General features: G+C 69.8%; 21 protein-coding genes. 7 read left to right on the top strand and 14 right to left on the bottom strand.

What is annotated here, in order from left to right; all coding sequences use genetic code 11:
• Window positions 1–23 precede the first annotated feature (23 nt).
• On the bottom strand, window positions 24–305 hold the full coding sequence (locus tag E3328_RS05830; protein WP_135363655.1) for a hypothetical protein: 282 nt from the start codon (window positions 303–305) through the stop codon (window positions 24–26).
• 78 nt (window positions 306–383) lie between these two features.
• On the opposite strand from E3328_RS05830, the gene E3328_RS05825 reads away from it, so the two are divergent.
• Entirely contained in the window at window positions 384–1424 is a 1041-nt protein-coding gene (locus E3328_RS05825; protein ID WP_135363654.1) for an NAD(P)-dependent alcohol dehydrogenase, read from the top strand.
• A 65-nt stretch (window positions 1425–1489) separates the two neighbouring features.
• Here the strand turns inward: E3328_RS05825 and E3328_RS05820 are convergent, their stop codons facing one another.
• The 6 genes from E3328_RS05820 to E3328_RS05795 all read right to left on the bottom strand — a co-directional run bounded on the left by E3328_RS05820 (window position 1490) and on the right by E3328_RS05795 (window position 7017).
• Window positions 1490–2200 carry a hypothetical protein gene (locus E3328_RS05820; RefSeq protein ID WP_135363653.1) on the bottom strand — a complete coding sequence of 237 codons (711 nt, stop codon included), beginning with the start codon at window positions 2198–2200 and terminating at the stop codon, window positions 1490–1492.
• A gap of 91 nt (window positions 2201–2291) precedes the next feature.
• On the bottom strand, window positions 2292–3215 hold the full coding sequence (locus tag E3328_RS05815; protein ID WP_135363652.1) for a DUF6807 family protein: 924 nt from the start codon (window positions 3213–3215) through the stop codon (window positions 2292–2294).
• Complete coding sequence (locus E3328_RS05810; protein ID WP_135363651.1) at window positions 3212–4294, bottom strand: Gfo/Idh/MocA family protein; 1083 nt, start codon at window positions 4292–4294, stop codon at window positions 3212–3214. The genes E3328_RS05815 and E3328_RS05810 overlap by 4 nt, the downstream gene beginning before the upstream one ends.
• Before the next feature lie 66 nt (window positions 4295–4360).
• The gene (locus E3328_RS05805; RefSeq protein WP_135363650.1) at window positions 4361–5263 is read right to left on the bottom strand and encodes an HFX_2341 family transcriptional regulator; all 903 of its coding nucleotides are present in this window, start codon (window positions 5261–5263) and stop codon (window positions 4361–4363) included.
• A gap of 73 nt (window positions 5264–5336) precedes the next feature.
• On the bottom strand, window positions 5337–6803 hold the full coding sequence (locus E3328_RS05800) for a sodium:solute symporter family protein (RefSeq protein ID WP_135363649.1): 1467 nt from the start codon (window positions 6801–6803) through the stop codon (window positions 5337–5339).
• A complete protein-coding gene (locus E3328_RS05795; protein ID WP_135363648.1) occupies window positions 6796–7017 on the bottom strand; it encodes a DUF3311 domain-containing protein in 222 nt (73 codons plus the stop codon). The genes E3328_RS05800 and E3328_RS05795 overlap by 8 nt, the downstream gene beginning before the upstream one ends.
• Window positions 7018–7271: 254 nt before the next feature.
• On the opposite strand from E3328_RS05795, the gene dnaG reads away from it, so the two are divergent.
• Window positions 7272–8903, top strand: a complete 1632-nt coding sequence (gene dnaG / locus E3328_RS05790) for a DNA primase DnaG (protein ID WP_135363647.1) — start codon at window positions 7272–7274, stop codon at window positions 8901–8903.
• Window positions 8904–8948: 45 nt separating this feature from the next.
• Here dnaG and E3328_RS05785 read toward each other — a convergent pair whose 3' ends face one another.
• Complete coding sequence (locus tag E3328_RS05785; RefSeq protein ID WP_135363646.1) at window positions 8949–9422, bottom strand: GNAT family N-acetyltransferase; 474 nt, start codon at window positions 9420–9422, stop codon at window positions 8949–8951.
• Window positions 9419–10768, bottom strand: a complete 1350-nt coding sequence (locus E3328_RS05780; RefSeq protein ID WP_135363645.1) for a DUF92 domain-containing protein — start codon at window positions 10766–10768, stop codon at window positions 9419–9421. The genes E3328_RS05785 and E3328_RS05780 overlap by 4 nt, the downstream gene beginning before the upstream one ends.
• Window positions 10769–10970: 202 nt before the next feature.
• Here E3328_RS05780 and E3328_RS05775 point away from each other — a divergent pair, with 202 nt between their 5' ends.
• Window positions 10971–11579, top strand: coding sequence for an undecaprenyl diphosphate synthase family protein (locus E3328_RS05775; RefSeq protein WP_135363644.1), 609 nt, complete (start codon window positions 10971–10973; stop codon window positions 11577–11579).
• A 192-nt stretch (window positions 11580–11771) separates the two neighbouring features.
• Entirely contained in the window at window positions 11772–12437 is a 666-nt protein-coding gene (locus E3328_RS05770; RefSeq protein ID WP_135363643.1) for a hypothetical protein, read from the top strand.
• A gap of 126 nt (window positions 12438–12563) precedes the next feature.
• Here E3328_RS05770 and E3328_RS05765 read toward each other — a convergent pair whose 3' ends face one another.
• The 4 genes from E3328_RS05765 to E3328_RS05750 all read right to left on the bottom strand — a co-directional run bounded on the left by E3328_RS05765 (window position 12564) and on the right by E3328_RS05750 (window position 15911).
• A complete protein-coding gene (locus E3328_RS05765; RefSeq protein WP_135363642.1) occupies window positions 12564–13742 on the bottom strand; it encodes an inorganic phosphate transporter in 1179 nt (392 codons plus the stop codon).
• Complete coding sequence (locus tag E3328_RS05760; RefSeq protein ID WP_135363641.1) at window positions 13742–14467, bottom strand: hypothetical protein; 726 nt, start codon at window positions 14465–14467, stop codon at window positions 13742–13744. The genes E3328_RS05765 and E3328_RS05760 overlap by 1 nt, the downstream gene beginning before the upstream one ends.
• Before the next feature lie 228 nt (window positions 14468–14695).
• Window positions 14696–14959, bottom strand: coding sequence for a hypothetical protein (locus E3328_RS05755; RefSeq protein ID WP_135363640.1), 264 nt, complete (start codon window positions 14957–14959; stop codon window positions 14696–14698).
• A 76-nt stretch (window positions 14960–15035) separates the two neighbouring features.
• Window positions 15036–15911 (bottom strand): homoserine kinase, encoded by an 876-nt coding sequence (locus tag E3328_RS05750; RefSeq protein ID WP_135363639.1) that lies wholly within the window; start codon window positions 15909–15911, stop codon window positions 15036–15038.
• 109 nt (window positions 15912–16020) lie between these two features.
• On the opposite strand from E3328_RS05750, the gene E3328_RS05745 reads away from it, so the two are divergent.
• Window positions 16021–17328 (top strand): NAD(P)/FAD-dependent oxidoreductase, encoded by a 1308-nt coding sequence (locus E3328_RS05745; protein WP_135363638.1) that lies wholly within the window; start codon window positions 16021–16023, stop codon window positions 17326–17328.
• Window positions 17329–17497: 169 nt separating this feature from the next.
• Window positions 17498–19066 carry a hypothetical protein gene (locus E3328_RS05740; RefSeq protein ID WP_135363637.1) on the top strand — a complete coding sequence of 523 codons (1569 nt, stop codon included), beginning with the start codon at window positions 17498–17500 and terminating at the stop codon, window positions 19064–19066.
• A gap of 101 nt (window positions 19067–19167) precedes the next feature.
• Here the strand turns inward: E3328_RS05740 and E3328_RS05735 are convergent, their stop codons facing one another.
• The gene (locus tag E3328_RS05735; protein WP_135363636.1) at window positions 19168–19755 is read right to left on the bottom strand and encodes a DUF6149 family protein; all 588 of its coding nucleotides are present in this window, start codon (window positions 19753–19755) and stop codon (window positions 19168–19170) included.
• 225 nt (window positions 19756–19980) lie between these two features.
• Here E3328_RS05735 and E3328_RS05730 point away from each other — a divergent pair, with 225 nt between their 5' ends.
• Window positions 19981–21261 (top strand): NAD(P)/FAD-dependent oxidoreductase, encoded by a 1281-nt coding sequence (locus tag E3328_RS05730; protein WP_135363635.1) that lies wholly within the window; start codon window positions 19981–19983, stop codon window positions 21259–21261.
• Window positions 21262–21406: the final 145 nt, after the last annotated feature.

The following is a 21406-nucleotide window of genomic DNA, read 5'->3' as shown; positions in this document are numbered from 1 at the left end:
CTCCGCCCGCGGTTCCGGCCGTCTCAGCCGTCGCCCTCCGACGGGCTGGGCGTCCACCGCTGGGGACCGTCGTGGCCCCGGTCGTCGCGCTCCCCGCCGTCCGACGGCGCGACCGCCCCGCTGCCGTCTTCCCACGGGCGACTGCTCCCCCGGCGCCCGAACGCGACTGCCGACACGCCGTATCCCCCGCCGACTTCGCGACCGGGACCGAACTCCCGGTCGGTCCGCTCGTCGATGAACTCGTCGCGGAGCAGTTCGCCGCGGTCACAGTCGAGCGACCGGTCGCCGCACTGGAGCGTGGGCATGGCGGCAATTATAATGAAAAACCAATATAGTTTGGGGCGGCGCCCGGATTTAACCGGCTCTCGTCCGTACCGTCGTCCATGCGCGCTGCCAGACTCCACGAGTACACCGAGGACATGGCGAACGGGCTGACCGTCGAGGAGATCGACCGTCCCGAGGTGTCGGCGGGCGACGACGTGGTCGTCGAGGTCGAGGGCGCGGGCTGGTGCCAGACGGACAACCACATCATCGAGGGGATGTGGACCGATTACGTCGACCAAGAGCTCCCGCTGACGCTCGGCCACGAGAACGCCGGGACCGTCGTAGAGGTCGGCGACGACGTGCGGACGGTCGAACCCGGCGACCGGGTGGTCTGCCACCCCGTCCAGACCTGCGGGGTCTGCCGGGCCTGCCGCGAGGGCGAGACGATGTACTGCGAGAACCAGGCGTTCAACGGCCTCACGGTCGACGGCGGGTTCGCCGAGTACCTCCAGACCGGCGAGCGATCGGTCGTCCCGCTACCCGACGGGGTCGACCCCGCGGACATCGCGCCCCACGCCGACGCCGGGATCACCGCCTACCACGCCGCCAAGCGGGCCGTCGCCGACCTGAACCCCGGTGACACAGCGGTCGTGGTCGGCGTCGGCGGTCTCGGCCACATCGGCCTCCAGTGTCTCGACGCGATGTCCGCCGCCGACATCGTCGCCGTCGACCTCAAGGAGTCGGCCCGCGACCTCGCCGAGGACCTGGGCGCCCGCCTGACCGTCGACCCGACGAGCGAGGACGTGCCCGCGGTCGTCGACGACTTCACCGACGGCGCGGGCGCCGAGCAGGTGCTCGACTTCGTCGGCGCCGACGAGACGACCGCGCTCGCGCCCGACATCGTCGCCGCCGGCGGCGACCACCAGATCGTCGGCTACGGCGGCCACATCCACGAGCCCTCGCAGGCGCTCGTCAACGGCGAGTTCGCCTACCAGGGCAACATCGTCGGCCGGTTCACCGAACTGCAGGAGCTGGTCGCGCTGGTCGAGCGCGACGAGGTCGACCTCCACACCAGCCGCTACGACCTCGGCGAGATCAACACCGTCGCCGAACGGCTCGAACACGGCGAGATCGACGGCCGCGCCGTCATCACGCCGTAGCGTCGACTAGCGGTTCGTCGTCACGACATGACGAATGATACGCGCGCGTCTCGCCCTCCCTTCGATCAGCCACCGAAGGGGCGCTCGTCGGCGAGATCGAACAGGTGGACGATGTCCTCGCGGCCGTAGTGGTCGAGCAGGTCGCGGAGCGAGCGGAAGGTGAGCGTCTCGGTCGCCCCGGCGTCGGCGAGCGCCAAGTACCGTTCGCCGAACACTGGAACGTCCTTGTTGATCACTTTCTCGAATCCCTCGTACTTCGGCGGTCGCAGTTCGTCGAGGTCGATACCGTGGTCGTAGTCGGCCCACCGAGTATCGGCGGTTTCGATACCGACCTCGGCACATACCTCTTCGAGACGAGTGTACTCCCCGAACGCGTCCCACGCAGCCGGTTGGATGTCGTCGTGAGTCAGTTCCTCCTCGAACAGCGACCTGATTCGCTGGTACGGGGCGGTTCGGTCGGGGCACTCCTCCATCGCGGCCTCGGAACGACCGACGAGATGCACGAGGTCAAACCCCTCCCCGCCGTAGGTGAGGCACACCTCTCCCGGACGGTCAGCGATCCACTCCCAGGTCCGGTCGACGAGGTCGAGTTCCCCGCCGGGTCCGTCCGCCTCCCGATACAGCATCTCGGTTTCCCGCTCGCCGTCCGGGCTCTCGTACCCGATGACGACCGCGAGCAGTTCGAAGTGTTCCGGGTCCTGAAAATCGGGCGGTCGCTCGTAGTAGTCGAGCGACGGGCTGATCGTCTCGATGTCTAGTGCGAACCTGCCGGTCACGTGCGGGTTGCATTCGGTCGACTATCAAAAGCGTACGGATACTTCCGTTGGACTCGTGTCGAGATCGCCAGTACGCTACCGGGCGGTTCATCTACACGGCGTCGACGAACGACTCGTAGGCCCGCTCCACCCGCTTCTCGTCGGGCGTCCCGGAGTGGACCCACAGCCCCCAGGTCCACGACCGCGACTCCCCTTCCGCCAGCGTCTCGACGGTGCCCCATGTCGGGTTCGCCGCCAGGAAGCCGAACGGCTCGTCCATGACGAACCAGTTGACGGCCTCGTCGCCGTTGTCGGGGTGGTCGAACATGGCGACCCCTGCCGACCAGGGATCGCCGACCGCGGCCGCGCCGGGCCGCCCGTCCAGCGGTCCCGAGTAATCGCACCACCGAGCGGCGGGACCGCTCGCGGCCCGCGGCGGAGATGTCTCGCCCGGATCCTGGCCGTCGGGCAACAGCACGCGCCCCTCGCGGAGGCTGCGTGCGAACCGCAGGCTCAGCCCGCTGTAGTGGCCGTGCAGCGTCTCGCTTGAGAGGTGCCGGCACTGCTCCAGCGCGGTCAGTTCCTGCTCCCACGTCAGCAGGTACCCTTCGTCGTCGGGCTCGCCGACCCGGATGACCCGCTCGTCGTTGAGCAGTTCCTCTCCGGAATCCGTCCGCCAGGTCGCCTCCTGTTCGATCACGGCGCTCGCTCCGTCACCGTCGTCCGCCGTCCGAACGTCGTACGCGCCGGCCTCCGCGTAGCCGTGGGGGTTCCCCGCGGCGGCGTTGGGCTCGGACTCCCAGCAGTTGACCCCGTCGACGAGCTTCTGACAGAAGAACAGGCCGAGGTGCCAGGGGTGGTCGTGGGGCGACGACACCACGAGGTTCTCGCCGGGCTTGGTGTCGACGCCCGGCGGGAGCGCGAGCGTGTCGAAGCCGGGCTTGCTGCCCGCCGGCTCCGCGTCGTACCGAGCGACTCGCGTCCCGTCGACGGACACCGACACCGCGCCGTCCGCGACGGCGGTCTCCAGGGTCATCGCGCGGCCTCCCGGGCGTCCGCGAGTACCTCGTCGGTCGTCACGCGCTCGCCGTCGCGGGCCGCGCTCCGGTAGATCGCCCGGACGGCGGCCATCGTCCCGAGGTTGTCGCGGCCGCTCGTGAGCGGCTCCGCCCCGGAGTCGACGCAGTCGACGAAGTGCAGGATCTCGTTGACGAACGCGTCGGAGGTGGGCAGGTCCGTCCCCTCCGGCTCCACCGGGGCGAACTCCTTCCGCGAATCGGGGTCGTCCCGGGTGTTGATCCGCGGCGTCGGCGACCCGACGTAGCCCTCCTGCTGTCGCCCTTCCGGGAGCGTGTGCACGACGCCGTCGTCGCCCAGCAGCCAGAACGACTCCGTGTAGGGCATCGCGGGCGCCGACAGCGCCACCGAGAAGTCGGCGATGGCACCGGATTCGAACTCCAGCATCCCCGTCGCGTAGTCCTCGGCGCCGTCGAAGGCCTCGTCGATCGTCCGGGTCCAGGCCGCCGCCCGGGCCACGTCGCCGAGGTAGTACCGCAACAGGTCGAGCTTGTGGACGCTGTAGCCGATGACGCCCCCGCCGCCCGCCTTCTCGCCGTCGTAGAGCCAGTGGCCCTCCGGGAACAGGTCGGCCTGATTGACCAGCGCGTCGCAGCGGGCGTGGCGGACCTCCCCCAGATCGCCCGCGGCGACGCGCTCCTTCAGCGCCCGGTAGGGCGGGTGGTACCGCTGCATCTGCCCGACCAGCAGGGTCAGGTCGCGCTCGTCGGCCAGGTCGACGAGTTCGACGCAGTCGCTCAGTGAAGGTGCCAGCGGCTTCTCGATCAGGACGTGTTTCCCGGCCGCCAGCGCGGCCTTCGCCACCGGGTAGTGGACGTGGTGCGGCAGCGCGATGTCCACCGCGTCGATGTTGGCCTCCGCCAGGAAGGTCTCGTGGTCGGTCCAGCAGTCGACGCCGAAGTCGTCGGCTACCGACTCCGCTTTCTCGGCGTCCACGTCACAGACGCCCGCGAGCGTCGCCTCGTCGGGGTGGTCCTCGTAGGCCGGCAGGTGCAACTCCGAGATGCCGCCGGCGCCGATCAGTCCGATCCTCGTCATGGGTCCGTCTCCGACCCGGGCGGTCTTTACGCTTGTCGCGCCGGCCGAACCCGCTTTGACCCCGGCTCAGTCGTCGGAGTGCGCCCGGACCCACAGCTCGCCGATCCGCGACAGGCGCGTCCGGTAGGACTTGCCCTGTTCCTCCTGCTCGATGTAGCCCTTCCCGCCCGGGCCCAGGCGGTCGACGTTGTAGATGACCTTGGATCGAAAACTGTCGGTGTACTCCTCGCCGAGTTCGCGGGCGAGCTCCTGGGCCAGCTCCGAGACGGACTCGAACTCGCTGTGTTCGCCGAGAGTGAAGAGGATGAGTTCCTCGAACGGTTTGACGTTCGAGAACGACGCGACGGGGAGTTCGAGGATGTGTTTGCCGTCGAACTCCTTGGCGCCGATAGTGGTGCCGCGCTCGTCGAACTCCGAGAGCAGTTCCTCGGCGGCGTCCAGCCGCTCGTCGACGCGCTCGGCCAGTTCCGGGTCGTCGACGCTCCCCTCCAGGTCCGAGAGCAGGTCGATGCCCCGCCGGAGTTCCTCCGCGAGTTCCGTCTCCAGGTACTTCTCGGGGACCGTGTAGTAGGTGTGGATGCGCTGACGGTCCTCCTCGCGCTCGACCATGATGGAGTGGGCGGCCGTCGCGAAGGCGAACGAGACCGTGCGGGGCATCGCGGAGATGTTGACCCAGACGCCGGCGTCGTCCTCGCGGTCGAGTTCGGCGTTGATGAGCTCGAAGGCCTGCTCGAAGGCCTCGTCGTAGTCGTAGACGTCCTCGACGACGAACCGCTCGGTCTCGGCGCCCAGCAGGTTGCGGTAGTCCTGCTCCAGCTTGGCGGCGAGATTGCGGGAGTACTCGACGTTGGCCTCGCTGCCGACCGCGCCCTCCAGCAGGACGACGCGGTCCACGTCGAGCCTGTCGCGCACCAGCGGCGCGATCAGCCGGTCGTAGTCGAACCCGACCGGGACGATGTGGGTCTGCATACGCGGTAGGTGGCCCCCGCGGCGTATAAATTCAGCAGACTCGCCGGACCGATCCGTCGGTCCGAACGGGTCGTCAGTCCGCGCCCGTCGCGTACACCGAGGCGTCCTCGCCGAGCGCGTGGCTGGTGACGAGCGAGACGGTCACCGTCAGCACCAGCCCCAGCACCATCCCGACCACCGACGAGGACCAGCCGCCGAGGAAACTCGCGGGGACGACGTCGGTGAACTCGCTCGACAGGTAGAACGCCTGGCTCCCGACGATCCCGACGTACATGCCCCACCGCGTCGTGTCCGTCCAGTACAGCGCCACCCCCACAGGCAGCGCTAACTGGGCGAACCCGCCGAAGGCGAAGTCGCCGATATCGAGCAGCGTCGCCGGCTGGAACAGGCTGGCGACGAACGACAGGGTGGCGAAGACGGCGACGCCGACCCGACCGAGGAACGCCTCGCGCTGCTCGGAGGCCTCGGCGACGAACGGGCGGTAGATGTCGCGGGTGAAGTACGACGAGCCCGACAGCAGCATCGAGTCGCTGGAGGACATCATCGCGGCCATCGCGCCCGCGATGACGAGCGCCGCGAACCACGCGGGCGTGTACTCCGCGAGCAGCAGCGGGAGGACGTTCTCGTTGGCGCCCGCCTGGATGCCGAGGCCGCGCGCCCACGACCCCAGCATGAACGCCGGGACGAACAGGAGGACGACGAGGACGGGCCACAGCGGGAGCGTCCGCTTGATGACGGCCTTCGACTCGGCGACGAAGAATCGCTGGTTGACCTGCGGGAACATCGTGACGCCGAAGGCGATCGAGATGGCCGTCGAGAGGATGTACTCGGGGGTGTAGGTGCCGCCGCCGAGCGCGAGGAAGTTGCCGTCCACGTCGCCGAGCGTCGCGGTCGCCGAGCCGACGCCGCCGACGGCGCTCGCCACCCAGACGAACGCGGCCCAGACCATCACGAGCATGAACGCGCCCTGGAGGGTGTCGGTCCAGGCGACGCCGCGCATCCCCGAGAGCGCGACGTAGCCGATCATGAAGAGGGTGATCGCGCCGGCGCCGGCCCAGTAGGGGACGGCGCCGCCGGTCAGCGCCTCGATGGCCGTGCCGGCGCCCTGCTGCTGGAGCATCACGTACGGGAACAGCCAGAAGATGCTGACCCCTGCCACGAGCAGCCGGAGGCGGAGCGAGCCGAAGCGGTCGCCCAGCATCTCGCCGAGCGTGACGTAGCCGTTGGCCTTCCCGACGAGCCACTGTTTGTATCCCAGCACGTACCACAGGACCGCGAAGATGACGCCGTCCATCAGGCCCATGACGAGGATCCACTCCGGGCCGGCGCCGTAGCTGATGTTCGGGCCGGCGAAGAACGTGAAGGCCGACAGCAGCGTCGCGAACGTGGTGAAGAGGAGGACGACGGTCCCGAGCGTCCGGCTCGCGAGGTAGTAGTCCTCGGCGGTCCGCTCGGTCAGCCGGTAGGCGACGACGCCGACTCCCAGCGCGACGAGCATGTAGCCGACGATGATCCCGACCTGGAGGGCGGTGTCAGCCATCGCGACCCACCCCCTCGACGCCGAGCCCCCAGGCGCGCCGCGTGAACGCCCAGAGGACGACCGCGACCAGACAGAGCCAGCCGACGTGGTAGGCGACCCACACCGGCAGTCCCGCGACGACGCCGTCGGCGCCCCACATGAACCACGGGACCGACAGCGCCGCCAGCGCGACCGCCACCGCTGCCCAGCCGACCACCCGCATGCGCTCGTTCATGTACGCCCGTTCGACTACTCGCCCCTTAACCTTTCGTCGTTCGCCTACGAACGATACGTTCGAAGAGATTTTCTCTTCGACCCCGCGGGGGGCGGGCGGGCCGCCGCGCCGCGGTGCGGAAATTTCGGGGGCATCGGCAGATATTACAGTCGTCGAGTGACAAGTTACGGGTTGTTCCATGAGGGCGTTCATGGACGGCGGTTCACCATCATCCACACCACCATCACCACGCCCCCGACCGGGGCAGTTCACCGATGTACGATTCAGCCAAGTATCTGATCCACGCGGACATCAGGACCAGCGGGGTGGTCGAGCGGAGTGACGTGGTCGGCGCGGTCTTCGGACAGACCGAAGGCCTGCTCGGCGACGAGCTCGACCTCCGCGACCTCCAGGAGTCGGGCAAGCTCGGCCGCATCGACGTCGAGATCGAGTCCGAGCGCGGGAGCTCGTTCGGCGAGGTAACCATCGCCAGCGGGCTCGACCGCGTCGAGACGGCGATCCTCGCGGCCGCCCTGGAGAGCATCGAGCGCGTCGGCCCGTCGACGGCCGACGTCGAGATACGCGACATCGAGGACGTGCGCTCCGCGAAACGGCGCCGCGTCGTCGAGCGCGCCAAGGAGCTGCTCGCGGAGTTCGACGCGACCACGATGTCCAGCGAGGACCTGGTCGAGGAGGTCCGGCGGAGCGTCCGCGTCGAGGACGCGACCGAGTTCGCGGGTATGCCGGCCGGCCCGCGCGTCGCCGACAGCGACGCCGTCATCGTCGTCGAGGGCCGGGCCGACGTGCTCCAGCTGCTCAAGTACGGTATCAAGAACGCCATCGCGGTCGAGGGGACCGACGTGCCCGACGCCGTCGCGGAACTGACCGAGGAGCGGACCGTGACGGCGTTCCTCGACGGCGACCGCGGGGGCGACCTCATCCTGAAGGAGCTGTCGCAGGTCGGCGACATCGACTACGTCGCGCTCGCCCCGACCGGCCGGTCCGTCGAGGACCTCCCGCGGAGCGCGGTCATGGACGCGCTGCGCGACAAGGTGCCCTTCGAGGCGGTCCCGACCGACGACGCGTCCGAGATGGCCGAGGGAGCGACCGACGAGACGACGGGGCTGGCCGCCACCGACGGCTCCGCCCAGCCCTCGCCGCCGGACGGCGACACCGGGACGGCCGACCCCGAGTCGCCGACGGACCCCGAGTCGCCGACGGACCCCGAGTCGCCGACGGACCCCGAGTCGCCGACGGACCCCGACGACTCCGCCGTCGAGGCGGCGCCCCCGTCCCACGAGACGGGAGCGCGGGCGGACACCGCCGACGGTCCCGGTACCGACAACGCCGACGGTCCCGGTACCGACGCCGCCGTCGATCCCGCCGGCACCGACTCCGACGGCGAGCCCGGGGGTGACGAGCCGGACGGTGCCCCCGGGACGGCGGACGCCGGGAAGCCGTCCGTCGGGGCGGCAGACGCCGAGGCGTCGGCCGCCGAGACGGCCGACGGGGCGACCGAGGGGACGAACGATGCCGAGGAACCGCCCGCCGAGGCGGGCGACGGGACGACCGAAGAGGCGTCGCCATCGGAAGTGGAGTCGCCGGCCGGGTCGCCCCCGGACACGCTCGCGAGCCACGTCGAGGCGGTCGTCGACGAGGGAACGGGTCGCGTGCGGCTCCTCGACGCCGCGTACGACACGATCGCCGAGGGCGACGCCGACGAGGCGTTCGACCTCGTCGAGGGCGCCGAGACGGTCCCGGCGTCGGTCGTCCTCGACGGCGAACTCCCCCAGCGCGTCCTCGACGTGGCGGCCCAGCGCGGCGTCGACCTCGTCGTCGCCCGCGAGGAGGGCGAGTTCGTCAAACAGCCGGTCAACGTCCGGGTGCTCGCCGCCGACGAGGTCTGAGCGCCGGACCGCGCGGGCATCAGTATTTCCGGCGGAGCCCGATTCTCAGCCGTCGATCGGCCGCTCCAGCAGGAACCCGTCCCCCCGTTCGTAGTGGTCGGGGAGCCGCTCGGCCCGCTCGAAGCCCCGCTCGCGGTAGAACGCGCGCGCGTCCTCGTCCACCTCGCGGACCGTCACGCGGAGCCGTTCCACGCCCGACGCGCGCAGTCGCTCGACGAGCGCGTCCAGCAGCGCCGACCCGTACCCCTCGCCCTGGTGGTCGGGCGCGACCGCGAGCTCGGCGAGGTAGCCGGCGTCGTCGTCGCCGTCGGTGACCGCGAGCGCGTAGCCGACGGGCGTGGCCGTCCCGCCGGTCGCGCTCCCGGAGTCTCGGGGTATCGCGACCAGTAGCACCGGCGGTCCGTCGGCGGCGACGGCCAGCAGTTCCGTCCAGGGTTCGGCGAGGACGGCGGCCTGGATGGCCCGGAGGGCGGGGAGGTCCGCGGACCGGCCCTCGCGGACGCGGGGTCGGTCGCTCATGCGACGGGGATGGGGAGCGCCGCGGCGGCGACGGCGGCCGCGGCGATCCCGGCCGCGAGCGTCGCGAAGAAGTTGACGCCCTCGTTCTCCAGAAACACGCCCTCGACGGTGGCGCCCAGCAGGCTGTCGACGGTCATGCCGACGACGCCGCCGAAGACGACGATGCCGGCGCCGACGCCGCCGACCTGCCCGAACGCCGCGACCGCGATGGCCGCGATGAGGCAGGCGCCGGCGAGGCCGGCCACCTCGCCCTGCCAGGTGACCGCGCCGTCGGTGCCGGGCTCGACGCGCTCGAAGGTGGTGATCAGCCGCGGGTTGTCGAAGACGCCGCCGATCTCGCTGGACAGCGTGTCGCTCATCGCGGCGGCGACCGAGCCGGCGAACGCGAACAGGAAGAGATCGGGGTGCAGCCCCGTCAGCGTCGGGCTCGCCGACCACCCGAGCACGGCGAACAGGCCGACCAGCGAGTTGGCGAGGACGTTCCCGCTGCCGCGGGCGCCCTCGTTCTCCTCGGCGATGCCGCGGCGTTCCTTCTCCTCGTAGCGGAACTTCGTCGAGAGGCCGCCGACGCCGAAGAAGGTGACCAGCAGCAGGAACCAGCCGAAGTCGCCGAGGACGATCGTCTGCAGACAGAGGAAGACGCCGGTGATCATCCCCGGGAGCGACGCCGTCTCCAGCGCGTAGGCGAGGTAGCCGAACAGGAAGGCGACGGCCAGCGCGATCGCGACGCCCGTCGGGTCGATCGACAGCGGGAGGTCGGCGAACAGCCACAGCAGCAGGCCGATCGATATCATCACCAGCGGGTCGTCGCGCTCGAAGAGGACCGCTCGCAGGAGCGCGCCGAGCAGGGCGCCGCTGGCGGCGAGGAATGCCACGAGGGGCCACTCGGTCGGGACGCCGATCAGGACGGCGGCGGCGTACTGGCCGACGGTCCCGGCGAGAAAGCCCGCGAGGACGAACCCGGCAGTGGCGACGAACGGCTCGTCGCGCACCGAGCGGACGAGGTGGCCGCCGAGGTTACCCCACGCGAGCAGGAAGACGGTGCCGACGAACACGGGCATCGGCAGGGTGAACCGCACGGACAACAGCGCCAGGGCCGCGGCGGCCAGCGCGAAGCCGGCGAGCCCGTACAGCCGGCCGTCGCGGCGGTCGCCCGGCCGGGCGAACAGCTCGAAGACCGGTCCCTCGTCGACGACGTACAGCGCCAGCGCGGCGACGAGGAGGAACGGGCCGGGCGCGGCGACGGTCGCGAGCGCCGCGCTCGTTCGGCTCGCGATCGGCGGGACGGCGAGCGCCAGCGTCCCGACGAGGGCGAACGCGCCCGCGCGCCGGACTGTCGTTGTCACGCTATGTCCGGTATCCCCGGTGAGCTACTTACCGTTTCCGAACCACTTCGCCCGCTGGCGGTCGCGTGACACGTCCGGCACACGCTCGGTCGCGCCGGACGGGCCCTGCTCGGACCCGCCGAGCGTTCGACCGCGGACTGCCGAGCGTTCGACCGGGGCCGTCGAGCGTGAGATTTAGGGCGCGTCCGGGGAAAGCGGGTGTGTGGGACTGTACGACCGCTATCTCGCCCTCCGCATCCGCTACAGCGACGCCGCCCTCCCGGAGACGGTCGCGGTCATCGTCACCGAGCGGGACCTGCTCGAGGCCGACGCCTACGAGACGCTGGAGGACTGCTTCGAGTGGGCCTTCGAGTTCGGCGCCGAGCGCGTCGTCGTCTACGTCAGCGTCCTCGACAGCGAGGTCGTCGACACCATCCGCCGGGAGCTCGCCGACGTGAACGCGCCCCGCGAACTGGCCGTCCGCGGCCCCGGGGACGACGAACAGGCCGAGGCGCCGATCCAGGTCGGCATCGGCCTCGGCGGCAAACACGAGTTCGCCGCCGCCGTCCAGAGCCTCGCCGAGGAGGTCGAAGCCGGCGATCTGGCGCCCGAGGACATCGACGAGGCCGCCATCGAGGGGGAGCTGGTCTTCCCCGTCCAGCCCGACCTGGTCATCAAGACCGGCGCCGAACGCCTGTCGGATTTCATGATCTGGCAGTCCGTCTACTCCGAGCTGTACTTTACCGACGTGAACTGGCGGGACTTCCGCCGCCGGGACTACCTGCGGGCGCTGCGCGATTACCAGAACCGCCAGCGGCGGTTCGGGCGGTAGGGCGAACATCGAGGGACGATCCCGACTACCCTCTTGGAATTTCGGATGCTGAGTGCCTGGAGCGCCCGAATCACGCGCCTCTCCGATTCGTGGCGGTTCGGCCGGTCGGTCGCGCCACCCTGGGCGTTCCGCGAGTCGGAGGCGCGACCGACGCGGCAACTTATGCCGCTGGTGGACGAAGTGACTCCTGTCATGAGCGACCAGCTACAGCCGCGGATCCACGACGAGTTGGTTCGCAGGGGCCGGTACCTCTATCCGACCGACGTGGTCGACGTCATCGAGCGCTTCCACGGGGTAGCGGGACCCGGTGTTCCGCGGACTGTCGTCAGAGGGTACGTAACCGAGTTGTTGGATCGGCTCGGGCCACGAGCGCCGTACACCGTCGAGCGGTTCGAACGGATCCTCGACGGTCGCATCACCGACCTCGACCTCTGGATTCCGGACGCTCTCTACGAGGTCGGGGCCGATCGAGTGAGCGTCTACCCCGCCCACTGGCACCGGACGCTCGGCGGCGTCCGCGACCCCGCTCGGTACGTCGAAGTCATCGCCGCCGACTTGGCGGCCACCAAGGGCGCGGCCCCGGACGACCCGCCGCCACCCGTCCCGCGACACCTCCTGATCGACGCGATGATGGTCCTGGGCGGAACGAGTCGCCCTGCGGCGGGCGGACTCCTCCAGACGGCCCGTCTCGACGGTCGCCTCGTCGTCGAACCGTTCCAGAACCCGGAAGCGGACGTCTGGGTCGCCGACGCGGTCAGCCACCGGTCCACGCCGGCCGACTCGGTCCCGTCGGTCCGCCCGACGGACGCGGCTGGCCCGCCCGGGCGACCGGCTGAACGCGACGTGGGTCGACCGTAACCGGCGGTCCGGTCGGGGGATACCGACCGAGCAGAAGAGCGGGCTACCGGGGTCGGGTGGGAACGATCCGTCGTCGACGCGGGCGCCGTCGGGGACGACCTGCACGAGTCGACCGGTCGCGGGCCGTCAGAACCCGAACACCGGGACGAACCGGAAGGTGAGGTACGCGCCCAGCGTCGCGATGGCCGGCACGACGTTCTGCATCAGGACGACGCGGGCGGTCGTCGCGGGGTTGAACAGGTCGCCGGGTTCGGGGATGTCCTCGGAGTCCTCCTCGCCGATGGGGGGCAGCTCCTCGCCGGGTTCGTCGGCGGCCAGCGCGTCGACGGTGACCGGCGGGGTCTCCTCAGCGGAGACGGCCTCCGGGACGGTCACCGGGCGGGTCGCCCGGCCCCACCCGAGACCGATGATGCTCACCGTCGCGATGATGACGAAACTCGCGGGGATACCCAGCGCCGAGAGGAAGACGACCAGCGCCGAGCTGACCGTTGCGACGACGATCGCGGCCGTCAGCGGCAGCTCCGTGATGTCGCTGCCCATCGTCTCCAGGGTCCGCCGCGCGATGGTGAACGCGCCGATGGTGACGGCGACCCCGCCCAGGATGATCGCGGGATCCATCGCCAGCGCGTCGCTCCCGACCAGCGGCGCGACGGCGTTGGCGATGTTGGACGTGCCGGAGCTGAAGGCCATCAGACAGCCGATCGCGACGACCGTGACCGTCCCGACCAGCTCGCGACGGTTGGTCGTCCGGTGGACGCTCACCGACGGGACGAGCCCGGAGCGGTCGACGTCCAGCAGCGGCCCCTCGCTGCGCTCCATCGCCACCAGCCGGTTGAGCCGGGCGTAGAAGTACCGGCCGACGATCAGCGAGACCCAGAAGCCGATGATCGGCGAGACGATCCACCAGGTGACGATCTCCCCCATGACGGCCATGTCGAGCACGCCGCCGGCGAACGCGAGGCCGGCGATCGCGCCGACCGCGGTCATCGAGGTCGAGGCCGGGACGCCGAAGACGTTCCCGACCAGCAGCGCGACCCCGATGAAAAACAGGACGGCGATCGACGATTCGAGCGTGAACACGGCGGGGTCGGTGACCAGCTCCGTCCCGAGCTTCGTCACGACGTTGCGGCCGATCGTCCAGGCGCCCACGAAGAAGAACACGCCCATCAGCGCCGCCGCCGCCGTCTTCGAGATGGCGTCGGCGCCCACGGCCGGCCCGAACGCCGGACCGGTCGTCGACCCGCCGATGTTGTAGGCGACGAACATCGAGACGAGTACGCCGACGACGAGGAGCGGGTCGACCATCAGTTCCCCTCGCCGTCGGGTTCGTCGTCGTCAGTTTCGTCGGCCTCGGTTCCGTCGGCGTCGGTCTCGCCGTCCTCCAGCTGTTCTTCCAGCGTCTCCTCGACGGTATCTTCGACAGTCTCCTCGACGGTATCTTCGACAGTCTCCTCGACGGTATCTTCGACAGTCTCCTCGACGGTATCTTCGACAGTCTCCTCGACGGTATCCTCGACAGTCTCCTCGACCGTTTCGCCGACTGTTTCTTCGACGGTCTTCTCGACCGTCTCTCCGACTTTCTCCTCGACGGACTTCTCGACGGTCTCTTCGACGGACTTCTCGACGGTCTCCTCGACCGTTTCGCCGACGGTTTCCTCGACCGTCTCGCTGACCGTCTCGTCGACCTTCGCTTCGACGGCTTCGCTGACGGTTTCGTCGACCGTCTCGCCGACCGTCTGTTCCACCGTGTCGCCGACGGTCTCCTCGACTGATTTCTCGACCGTTTCGCCGACCTTCTCCTCGACCGTCTCGTCGACCGTCTCCTCGACGGTCTCCTTGACCGCGGTGGTCATCCAGTCGGGGTCGAACCGGGCCATCTTCCAGACGACGTGGATGAGATACGACAGCAGGACGCCGAAGCCGAACGCCAGCCCGACGGCGTTGTCGGCGACGACGATGAGCCCCACGGACACCGCGATAAGCAGCCCGTAGGTCAGGTCGACCAGGGAGTCGACGCGGCTCGGGTTCATCGTCCACCCGAGCGAGGCGGGGGACACTCGGTTACACGTTCGGTTCGTCGACCGTCGAAGGAGAGCGGAAACACGTATAGACGTATGGGCGGGCCCTCGACCCAAGAAGCTTGGCAACGACGGCGGAGAACGGGCGGATCGGTCGGGAACCGACGGGGTTTCAGTGGGTGGTCTCACACCCACTGCGGCCTCGGAGCCATAGACCGGCCGGCGGCCCGTCCGCGTCTCTCACTGGTCGGCGAGCTGGACACCTCTGGCGACGACGTAGATGAGCACGACCCCCGTGCCGACGGCGAGCACGAACTGCGTCGCGAGGGCGAAGACGAAGCCGAGACCGGTGGTGCCACCGAACAGGAACACGCCCAGAAACGGGACGAGCGCCAGTCCGACGAACAGCCCGATCAGCCCCGCGAGCGGGACCGCTTCGGTCCGGATCTGGTCAGTGTCTAACGTTCCCGACTGCTCGATGAACGGAGCGGAGGGCGGCGTCACACGTCGAGGTCGACGGCTCCGTTGAAGGTTCTGTCGGACTCCGGGCAGTCGGGGAGATCGGGCCCGGCGCGCTCGCTCAGTGGAACGTGGCGCCCTCGCCGATCTCGGTCTGATAGACGCGGGCCTCGACGCCCTCCTCGTCGAAGGCGTCGACCATGGCGGAGGCGATGGCGCGCCGGTCGGACTCGTAGCAGGCGGCGATGACGCTGGGGCCGGCGCCGCTGATGGTGACGCCGGTGGCGCCGGCGTCGAAGGCGGCCTGACGGACCTCGCTGTAGCCGTCGATGAGCTCGGCGCGGGCGGGGGTGACCACGGAGTCCTCCATCCCGCGGCCGACGAGTTCGGGGTCCGAGCGGTGCATGCCCGTCGTCAGGGTCGCGGCGTTGCCGACGGTCTCGACCATGTCGCTCACGCGGGCGCCGTCGGGGACGACCTCGCGGGCGTCGCGGGTCGAGACGACGATGTCGGGGAGACACGTCACCAGCGAGATGTCGGCGTCGACCTTCGAGATGCCGCTCGGCGTGGCGATCGTGAACCCGCCGAGGATGGCGGGCGCGACGTTGTCGTCGTGGGCGTCGCCGGAGACGACCGCCTCCCCCTCCGCGGCGATGGGGACGAGCTCCTTCCGGGTGAGCCCGCGGTCGTACAGTTCGTTGAGCGCGACCGCGGCGGCCGCGGCGGAGGCGGCCGACGAGCCCAGGCCCGAGGCGGGGCGGACGCCCTTGTCGATCTCGATGTGGGCGGGGGCGTCCAGCGCCTCGGCGACCGCGCCGACGGTGTTGTCCGCGGGGTCCTCCGGGATGAACTGGCTGCCGGCGCCCGTCACGTCGATGGTGGTCTCGGCGGCCCGCTCGACGCGGACCACGTCCGCCGGTCTGTCCAGCGCCACGCCGAACACGTCGAAGCCACTCCCCAGGTTCGCGCTCGTCGCCGGCGCCCGCACCGTCACCATATCGAGCGATTTCCGCGACTGCGGGCAAAAAGGTAGCGGACTGCCGGGCGGTCGCCGACCGCGGCGGGGCGAGCGAAAGGGCTTTTCCGGTCACCGCGGAACGGTGGGTATGATCGGAGTCGTCGGCGGCGGCATCGCCGGCCTCGCGGCCGCGTATCGCCTCCAGGAGCGCGGCCGCGAGGTCCAGGTGTTCGAGGCGAGCGACGACGTGGGCGGGCTGGCCGCCGTCTACGGGACGGCCGGCGACCCCATCGAGAAGTTCTACCACCACCTCTCGGCCTCCGAGGAAACGATCGTCGAACTCATCGAGGATCTGGGACTCGGCGACGACCTGGAGTGGCGCTACAAGACCGACTCCTACTACGTCGACGGGGTCGTCCACCCGATGGAGAAGGCCTGGGAGATCCTCGCCTACCCGCACCTCTCGATCTACGACAAATTCCGGCTGGCGATGCTCGTCAAGGAGATCGACGTGCGCGGCGGCGTCCCGAAGTTCGACACCTACGACGACATCACCGACTTCGAGGACGTGCCCATCAAGGAGTTCCTGCTCGACCACACGACCCGCCACGTCTACGAGTCGTTCTGGGAGCCGCTGCTGGACGCGAAGTTCGGCTCCCGGAAGGAGGATGTCTCGGCGGCGTGGCTGCTCGGTCGGGTGAAGTTCCGCGGCGAGCGCGACCCGCTGCGCGGCGAGCAACTGGGCTACCTGCGGGGCGGGTTCGGCGTCCTGCTGGACGAACTGCTGGCGGCGGTCGGCGAGGGGAACGTCACCACCGGCGCGCGCGTGAAGGCCCTCGACACGGCCGGCGGCGCGGTCCAGTCGATGACCGTCGAGCGGGACGGGCGGACGGAGACGCACGACGTGGACGCCGCCGTCGTCGCGGCGATGCCGAACGTGCTGGAGGAGTTGACGGGCTACCCCTGCGAGATCGACTTCCAGGGGACGGTCTGCTCGGTCTGGAGCATGGAGGAGTCGCTCTCCGATACCTACTGGCTGAACATCAAGGACGACGCGCCGTTCGGCGTGTTCATCGAGCACACCAACTTCGTGCCCCCCGAGCGCTACGGCGGCGAACACCTCTACTACACCGCGAGCTACATCCAGGACCCCGCCGAGGACCTCTGGCAGATGTCCGACGAGGAAGTCGAGGACCACTGGGCCGACGGGATCGAGGGGCTGTTCCCGGACTTCGACCCCGATAGCGTCAACTGGGTCGAGACCGCCCGGAACCCCCGGACGGCACCCATCTACGAGCGGGGCTACCTCGACATGGTCGTCCCCTACGACCTCGGCGAGGAAGTGGCGGAGGGCGTCTACTACGCGGGGATGGCCTCGCGGGCGCAGTACCCCGAACGGTCGCTCAACGGCGGGATCGAGGCGGGGTACGCCTGCGCGGACCTGATCGCCGACTAGCGGCGACGGTCGACCCCGGTCGGACCCGGTCGACGGCCGATCCGCGTTAACAATCGAAATATTCCCGCAAGTAACTGGACGTATCCGGAATTCTCAGTCGGTGGGAGTGGGATGTAGAGGGCACATACTGATTAGACAGTGAACCGTACGTTTCGGCTGGCGGTAACGAATGCAAGACGACCTCTCTCTGGCGGTCTCGAAGCGGCTCGACGCGGACGAGTACAAGTATCCGTCCGTCAGGATCCGGCTGACGGCGTACGGGGACGGTCCGGTCGCCGTCCGGCTCGTCGAGTCGCTCCCACAGGGCGTGGACGCGACCGCCGTGGGATTCCACGCGGACGAAGGGTACCGGCACTGGTCCGTGGCGGGTGAGGGTCGGATAGTCTACGAGAACGTCGTCGACGCGGGCGAGACGGTCTCGACGCTCTACGGGATCACCGACGCCGACGCCGCCGAGCTGTCGGCGTGTCTGGACGAGCCGACGGTGCGAGTCGCGCGGAGCGGCGACCTCGACGCGGTCGGCCCCGACGAGTGGCGGACGGTCGGCGACGGGCGACTTGAGCTGTCCGTCGGCGACGACTCCCCGGACCCGGACCGACAGAACAGTCCGAGGGACGGGGATTGGGGCGATTCGAACGATACGATGACCGAGGACGATCCGAACGACCGGGGCGAACAGGGCGACCGAACGGAGCGGGACGAACGGGCCGAACCGACGGGCGGTGACGGACGGACGGAGCCGACAGAGGCGGGCGGACCGAACGGGTCGACGGACGGGGACGACGAGGAGTCCGTCCTCTACCGCGGCGGGAGCGCGGCCCGGGAGACGGGCGGATCTGCGGCGCCGTCCGCGGCCGTCACCGACGACCAGCCGGACGGCGCTACCGCCGTCGACGGCCAGTCGGACGGCACTGTCGCGGACGACGACCAGTCGGAGAGCGCTACCACCGGGGACGACCAGCAGGACGGGGCCACCACCGACGAGGAGTGGCCAGACGCGGCCCCCGGCGACGACCGGTCGGACGGGAGCGTCGGCGACGACCGGTCGGACGGGAGCGTCGGCGGCGACCGGTCGGACGGGAGCGTCGGCGGCGACCGGTCGGACGGGAACGCTGGCGAGGACGAGCCGAACGGAAGTGGCGGCGACGATGAGCCGGACGGCGTCGCCGGGGCGGAATCGGTCGCGGACCGTGTCGCGGCGGAGCTCCGGCGCGACGAGGCCTCGGCGCAGACGGTGGCGACGCTCCGCCGGCACCTGACGCCGGACACCTCGGGGACGGTCGAGGCGAAGCTCGACCACTGCATGACGCGCATCGGCGAACTCGACGCGTACGTCGACGCGCTGGAGGCGTTCCTCGACGACGAGGGCACGGCCGAGCGGCTCCTCGCCGAGGTCCGCGAGGACCTCCAGCGGGTCGAGGCGCGGACGGAGGACGTGGCCCGGCGCGTCGAGGCGGTCGAGGCGGCCCAGTCCCGCCTCGACGACCGGCTGGCCGCCGTGGAGTCCGAACTCGACGACCTGGACGAGGAGATGGAGTCGGTAGACGAGCTGTCGGCGTCGGTCGAGGAGCTCGACGCGGGGCTTTCGGAGACGCGGGCCGAACTCAGCGACGCCGTCGAGGCGGTCGAGTCAGACGTGTCGCGGCTCGACGACGACGTCGAGAGCATCGAGGAGTGGCGGTCGACGGTCGTGACCGCGCTCTCGGCCGCGGAGACGAACCCGTCCGATGCCGACTGACGGCCTCTCCGAGCCGGCCGACCGCCGTCCCCGGGGCAGTCGACGAGTGTCCCGGGGCGGCCGGCGGACGGTACCGCGCCGCCGCGCCGCCAGTTGTCCGATTACCGGTCGGACTCGCCGACGCCGGGCGCCTCCTCTACGTCCACGTCGTCGGGTTCGTCCTGCCCGCCGACCACCAGGTCGCCGTCGGGGGTCTCGACGTACACGTCGTCGGCGAACCCGCCCTCGGCGTAGGGGTGTTCGGGGTCGTCGAGTTTCTCGGGCGTCGACGGGGCGTCGGCGATCCCGTCGGCGGGCCGGAACTCGCCGAGTGGGTCGTCGATACTGATGTCGTAGCGCTCGAAGAACTCGCGGTAGCGGTCGTAGTGGTCGCCGAGCTCGTCGCTCGGGAACTCCATCATCTCGGTCCAGCCGTGGTTGTAGAAGTCGAAGTTGGCCTGGACGTGGGTGATCTCCCTGGCCTCGGCCTCGGGGAACCCGTCCTCCAGCGCGGCGACGTAGGTGTCCATCGTCGCGTCGAAGAAGTCGTCGAGGTGGTCCCGGCGCTCCTCGCGGCGGCCCTCGTCGGCCTTCTCGGCGAAGATGTCCGTGTGCATCCCGACCAGTCGGTCGTTGACCTTCTCCCCGACGACGGGCAGCGTCAACGCCTGCTTGGCCGCGAAGTGACGGACGTTCTGGCGTATCTTCATCGTGTGCGTAGCGTTCGGACCCGACCGTATTCAACGTCTCGACCGAACGCGAGCTGATATCCCGACGGAACGCCGACCGGATCGGCGAACCGGTAGCCGTTTCGGCACCTGCCGGCGTTCGACATGACGGAACGATCAGATATTTCGTTCGTGGGAATGTGTTTGCCAACCACCCGCATGGAGAGATAGCAACCCACATTAACCACGCTTGCGAACACCCTGGGCATGAGCGCATCCCACGTCATCATCGGTGATGGCATCGCGGGGAGTTCGGCGGCCGAGACGATTCGCGAGGAGGACCCCGACGCGGACATCACCGTCATCACCGATGAGGGTGAGGCGCTGTACAACCGCATCCTGATCAAGGAGTTCGCCAAGGGCAAGCTGCCCGAGGCACCCATCTCGATCCACGAGCCCGAGTGGTACGAGGAGCGGGACATCGACCTCCAGCTCAACACCCACGTCACGACGGTCGACACGGAGAACAACGAGATCCGGACCCACGAGGGCACGGTCTACGAGTACGACAAGCTCCTCGTGGCGACCGGCGGGACGCCCGCCAGCCTGGCGAGTTTCGGCATCGACAACGCCGACGCCGACGGCATCGACCACTTCTGGACGTTCCAGGACGCCCGCTCGATCAAGGAGAACGTCGAGGCGGCCGACCAGGGCATCATCGTCGGCGCGGGCCTGCTGGGCATCGACCTGGCGGCCATCTGCGGCGCCCAGGAGCTCGAGGCCAACTACCTCATGCGCGGCGAGTGCTGGTGGCGCTACGCGCTCGACGAGGAGGGCGCGGAGATCCTCCACGAGGCGATGCGCGAGCGCGGCGTCACCCCCGTCTTCAACTCCGGCGTCGACGAGTTCGAGACCGACGACGACGGCCGCGTCCAGGCCGCCGTCGACCCCAACGGCGAGCGCTTCGAGGGCGACTGGGCCGGCGTCGCCATCGGCCTGAACTTCAACACCGAGTTCCTGCAGGACACGCCCGTCGAGACCAACGACAACGGCGTCGTCGTCGACGAGTATCTGCGCACCAACGTCGACGACGTCTACGCCGCGGGCGACCTGACGTGGTTCTACGACACCATCCTCGGCGAGATGGGCCAGAACGGCTCGTGGGGCTCGGCGAAGGAGCAGGGCTCGATCGCTGCCAAGAACATGATCAAGGATCTGGAGGCCGGCGGCGAGACCGACGACCCGGAGGAGTTCCGCTGGGTCTCCTCGTACTCGATCACCCACTTCGACTTCCCGTTCCTCTCCTTCGGCCACCCGACCGAGGGCGACGACGGCGCCGCCCGCAAGTACAGCGACACCGAGTGGCGCCGCCTCGCCTTCAAGGACGGCAAGATCGTCGGCGGCGTCCTCATCGGCGACCTCTCCCAGCAGTCCAAGTTCAAGAAGCTCATGCGCGAGGAGCGCGAGGTCGCCCAGCACAAGGACCTGCTCCTCGAGGAGGACGTGGACATGGACAAGCTCGAAGAGGCCGCCCCCAAGCCCGAGTAACTCCGTCGCCGCCTTTCCGCCGTCGCCGCCTTTCCGCCGTCGCCGCCTTTCCGCCGTCGCCGCCTTTCCGCCGTCGCCGCCTTTCCGCCGTCGCCGCCTTTCCGCCGTCGCCGATACCGTCTCCGTCCGTACCGCGGCGTGCGCT

The organism is Halosimplex halophilum (genome assembly GCF_004698125.1).
Classification (GTDB): Archaea; Halobacteriota; Halobacteria; order Halobacteriales; family Haloarculaceae; genus Halosimplex; species Halosimplex halophilum.
The sequence above is the reverse complement of the archived record's forward strand: the minus strand, read 5'-3'. Positions and strand labels throughout refer to the sequence as shown.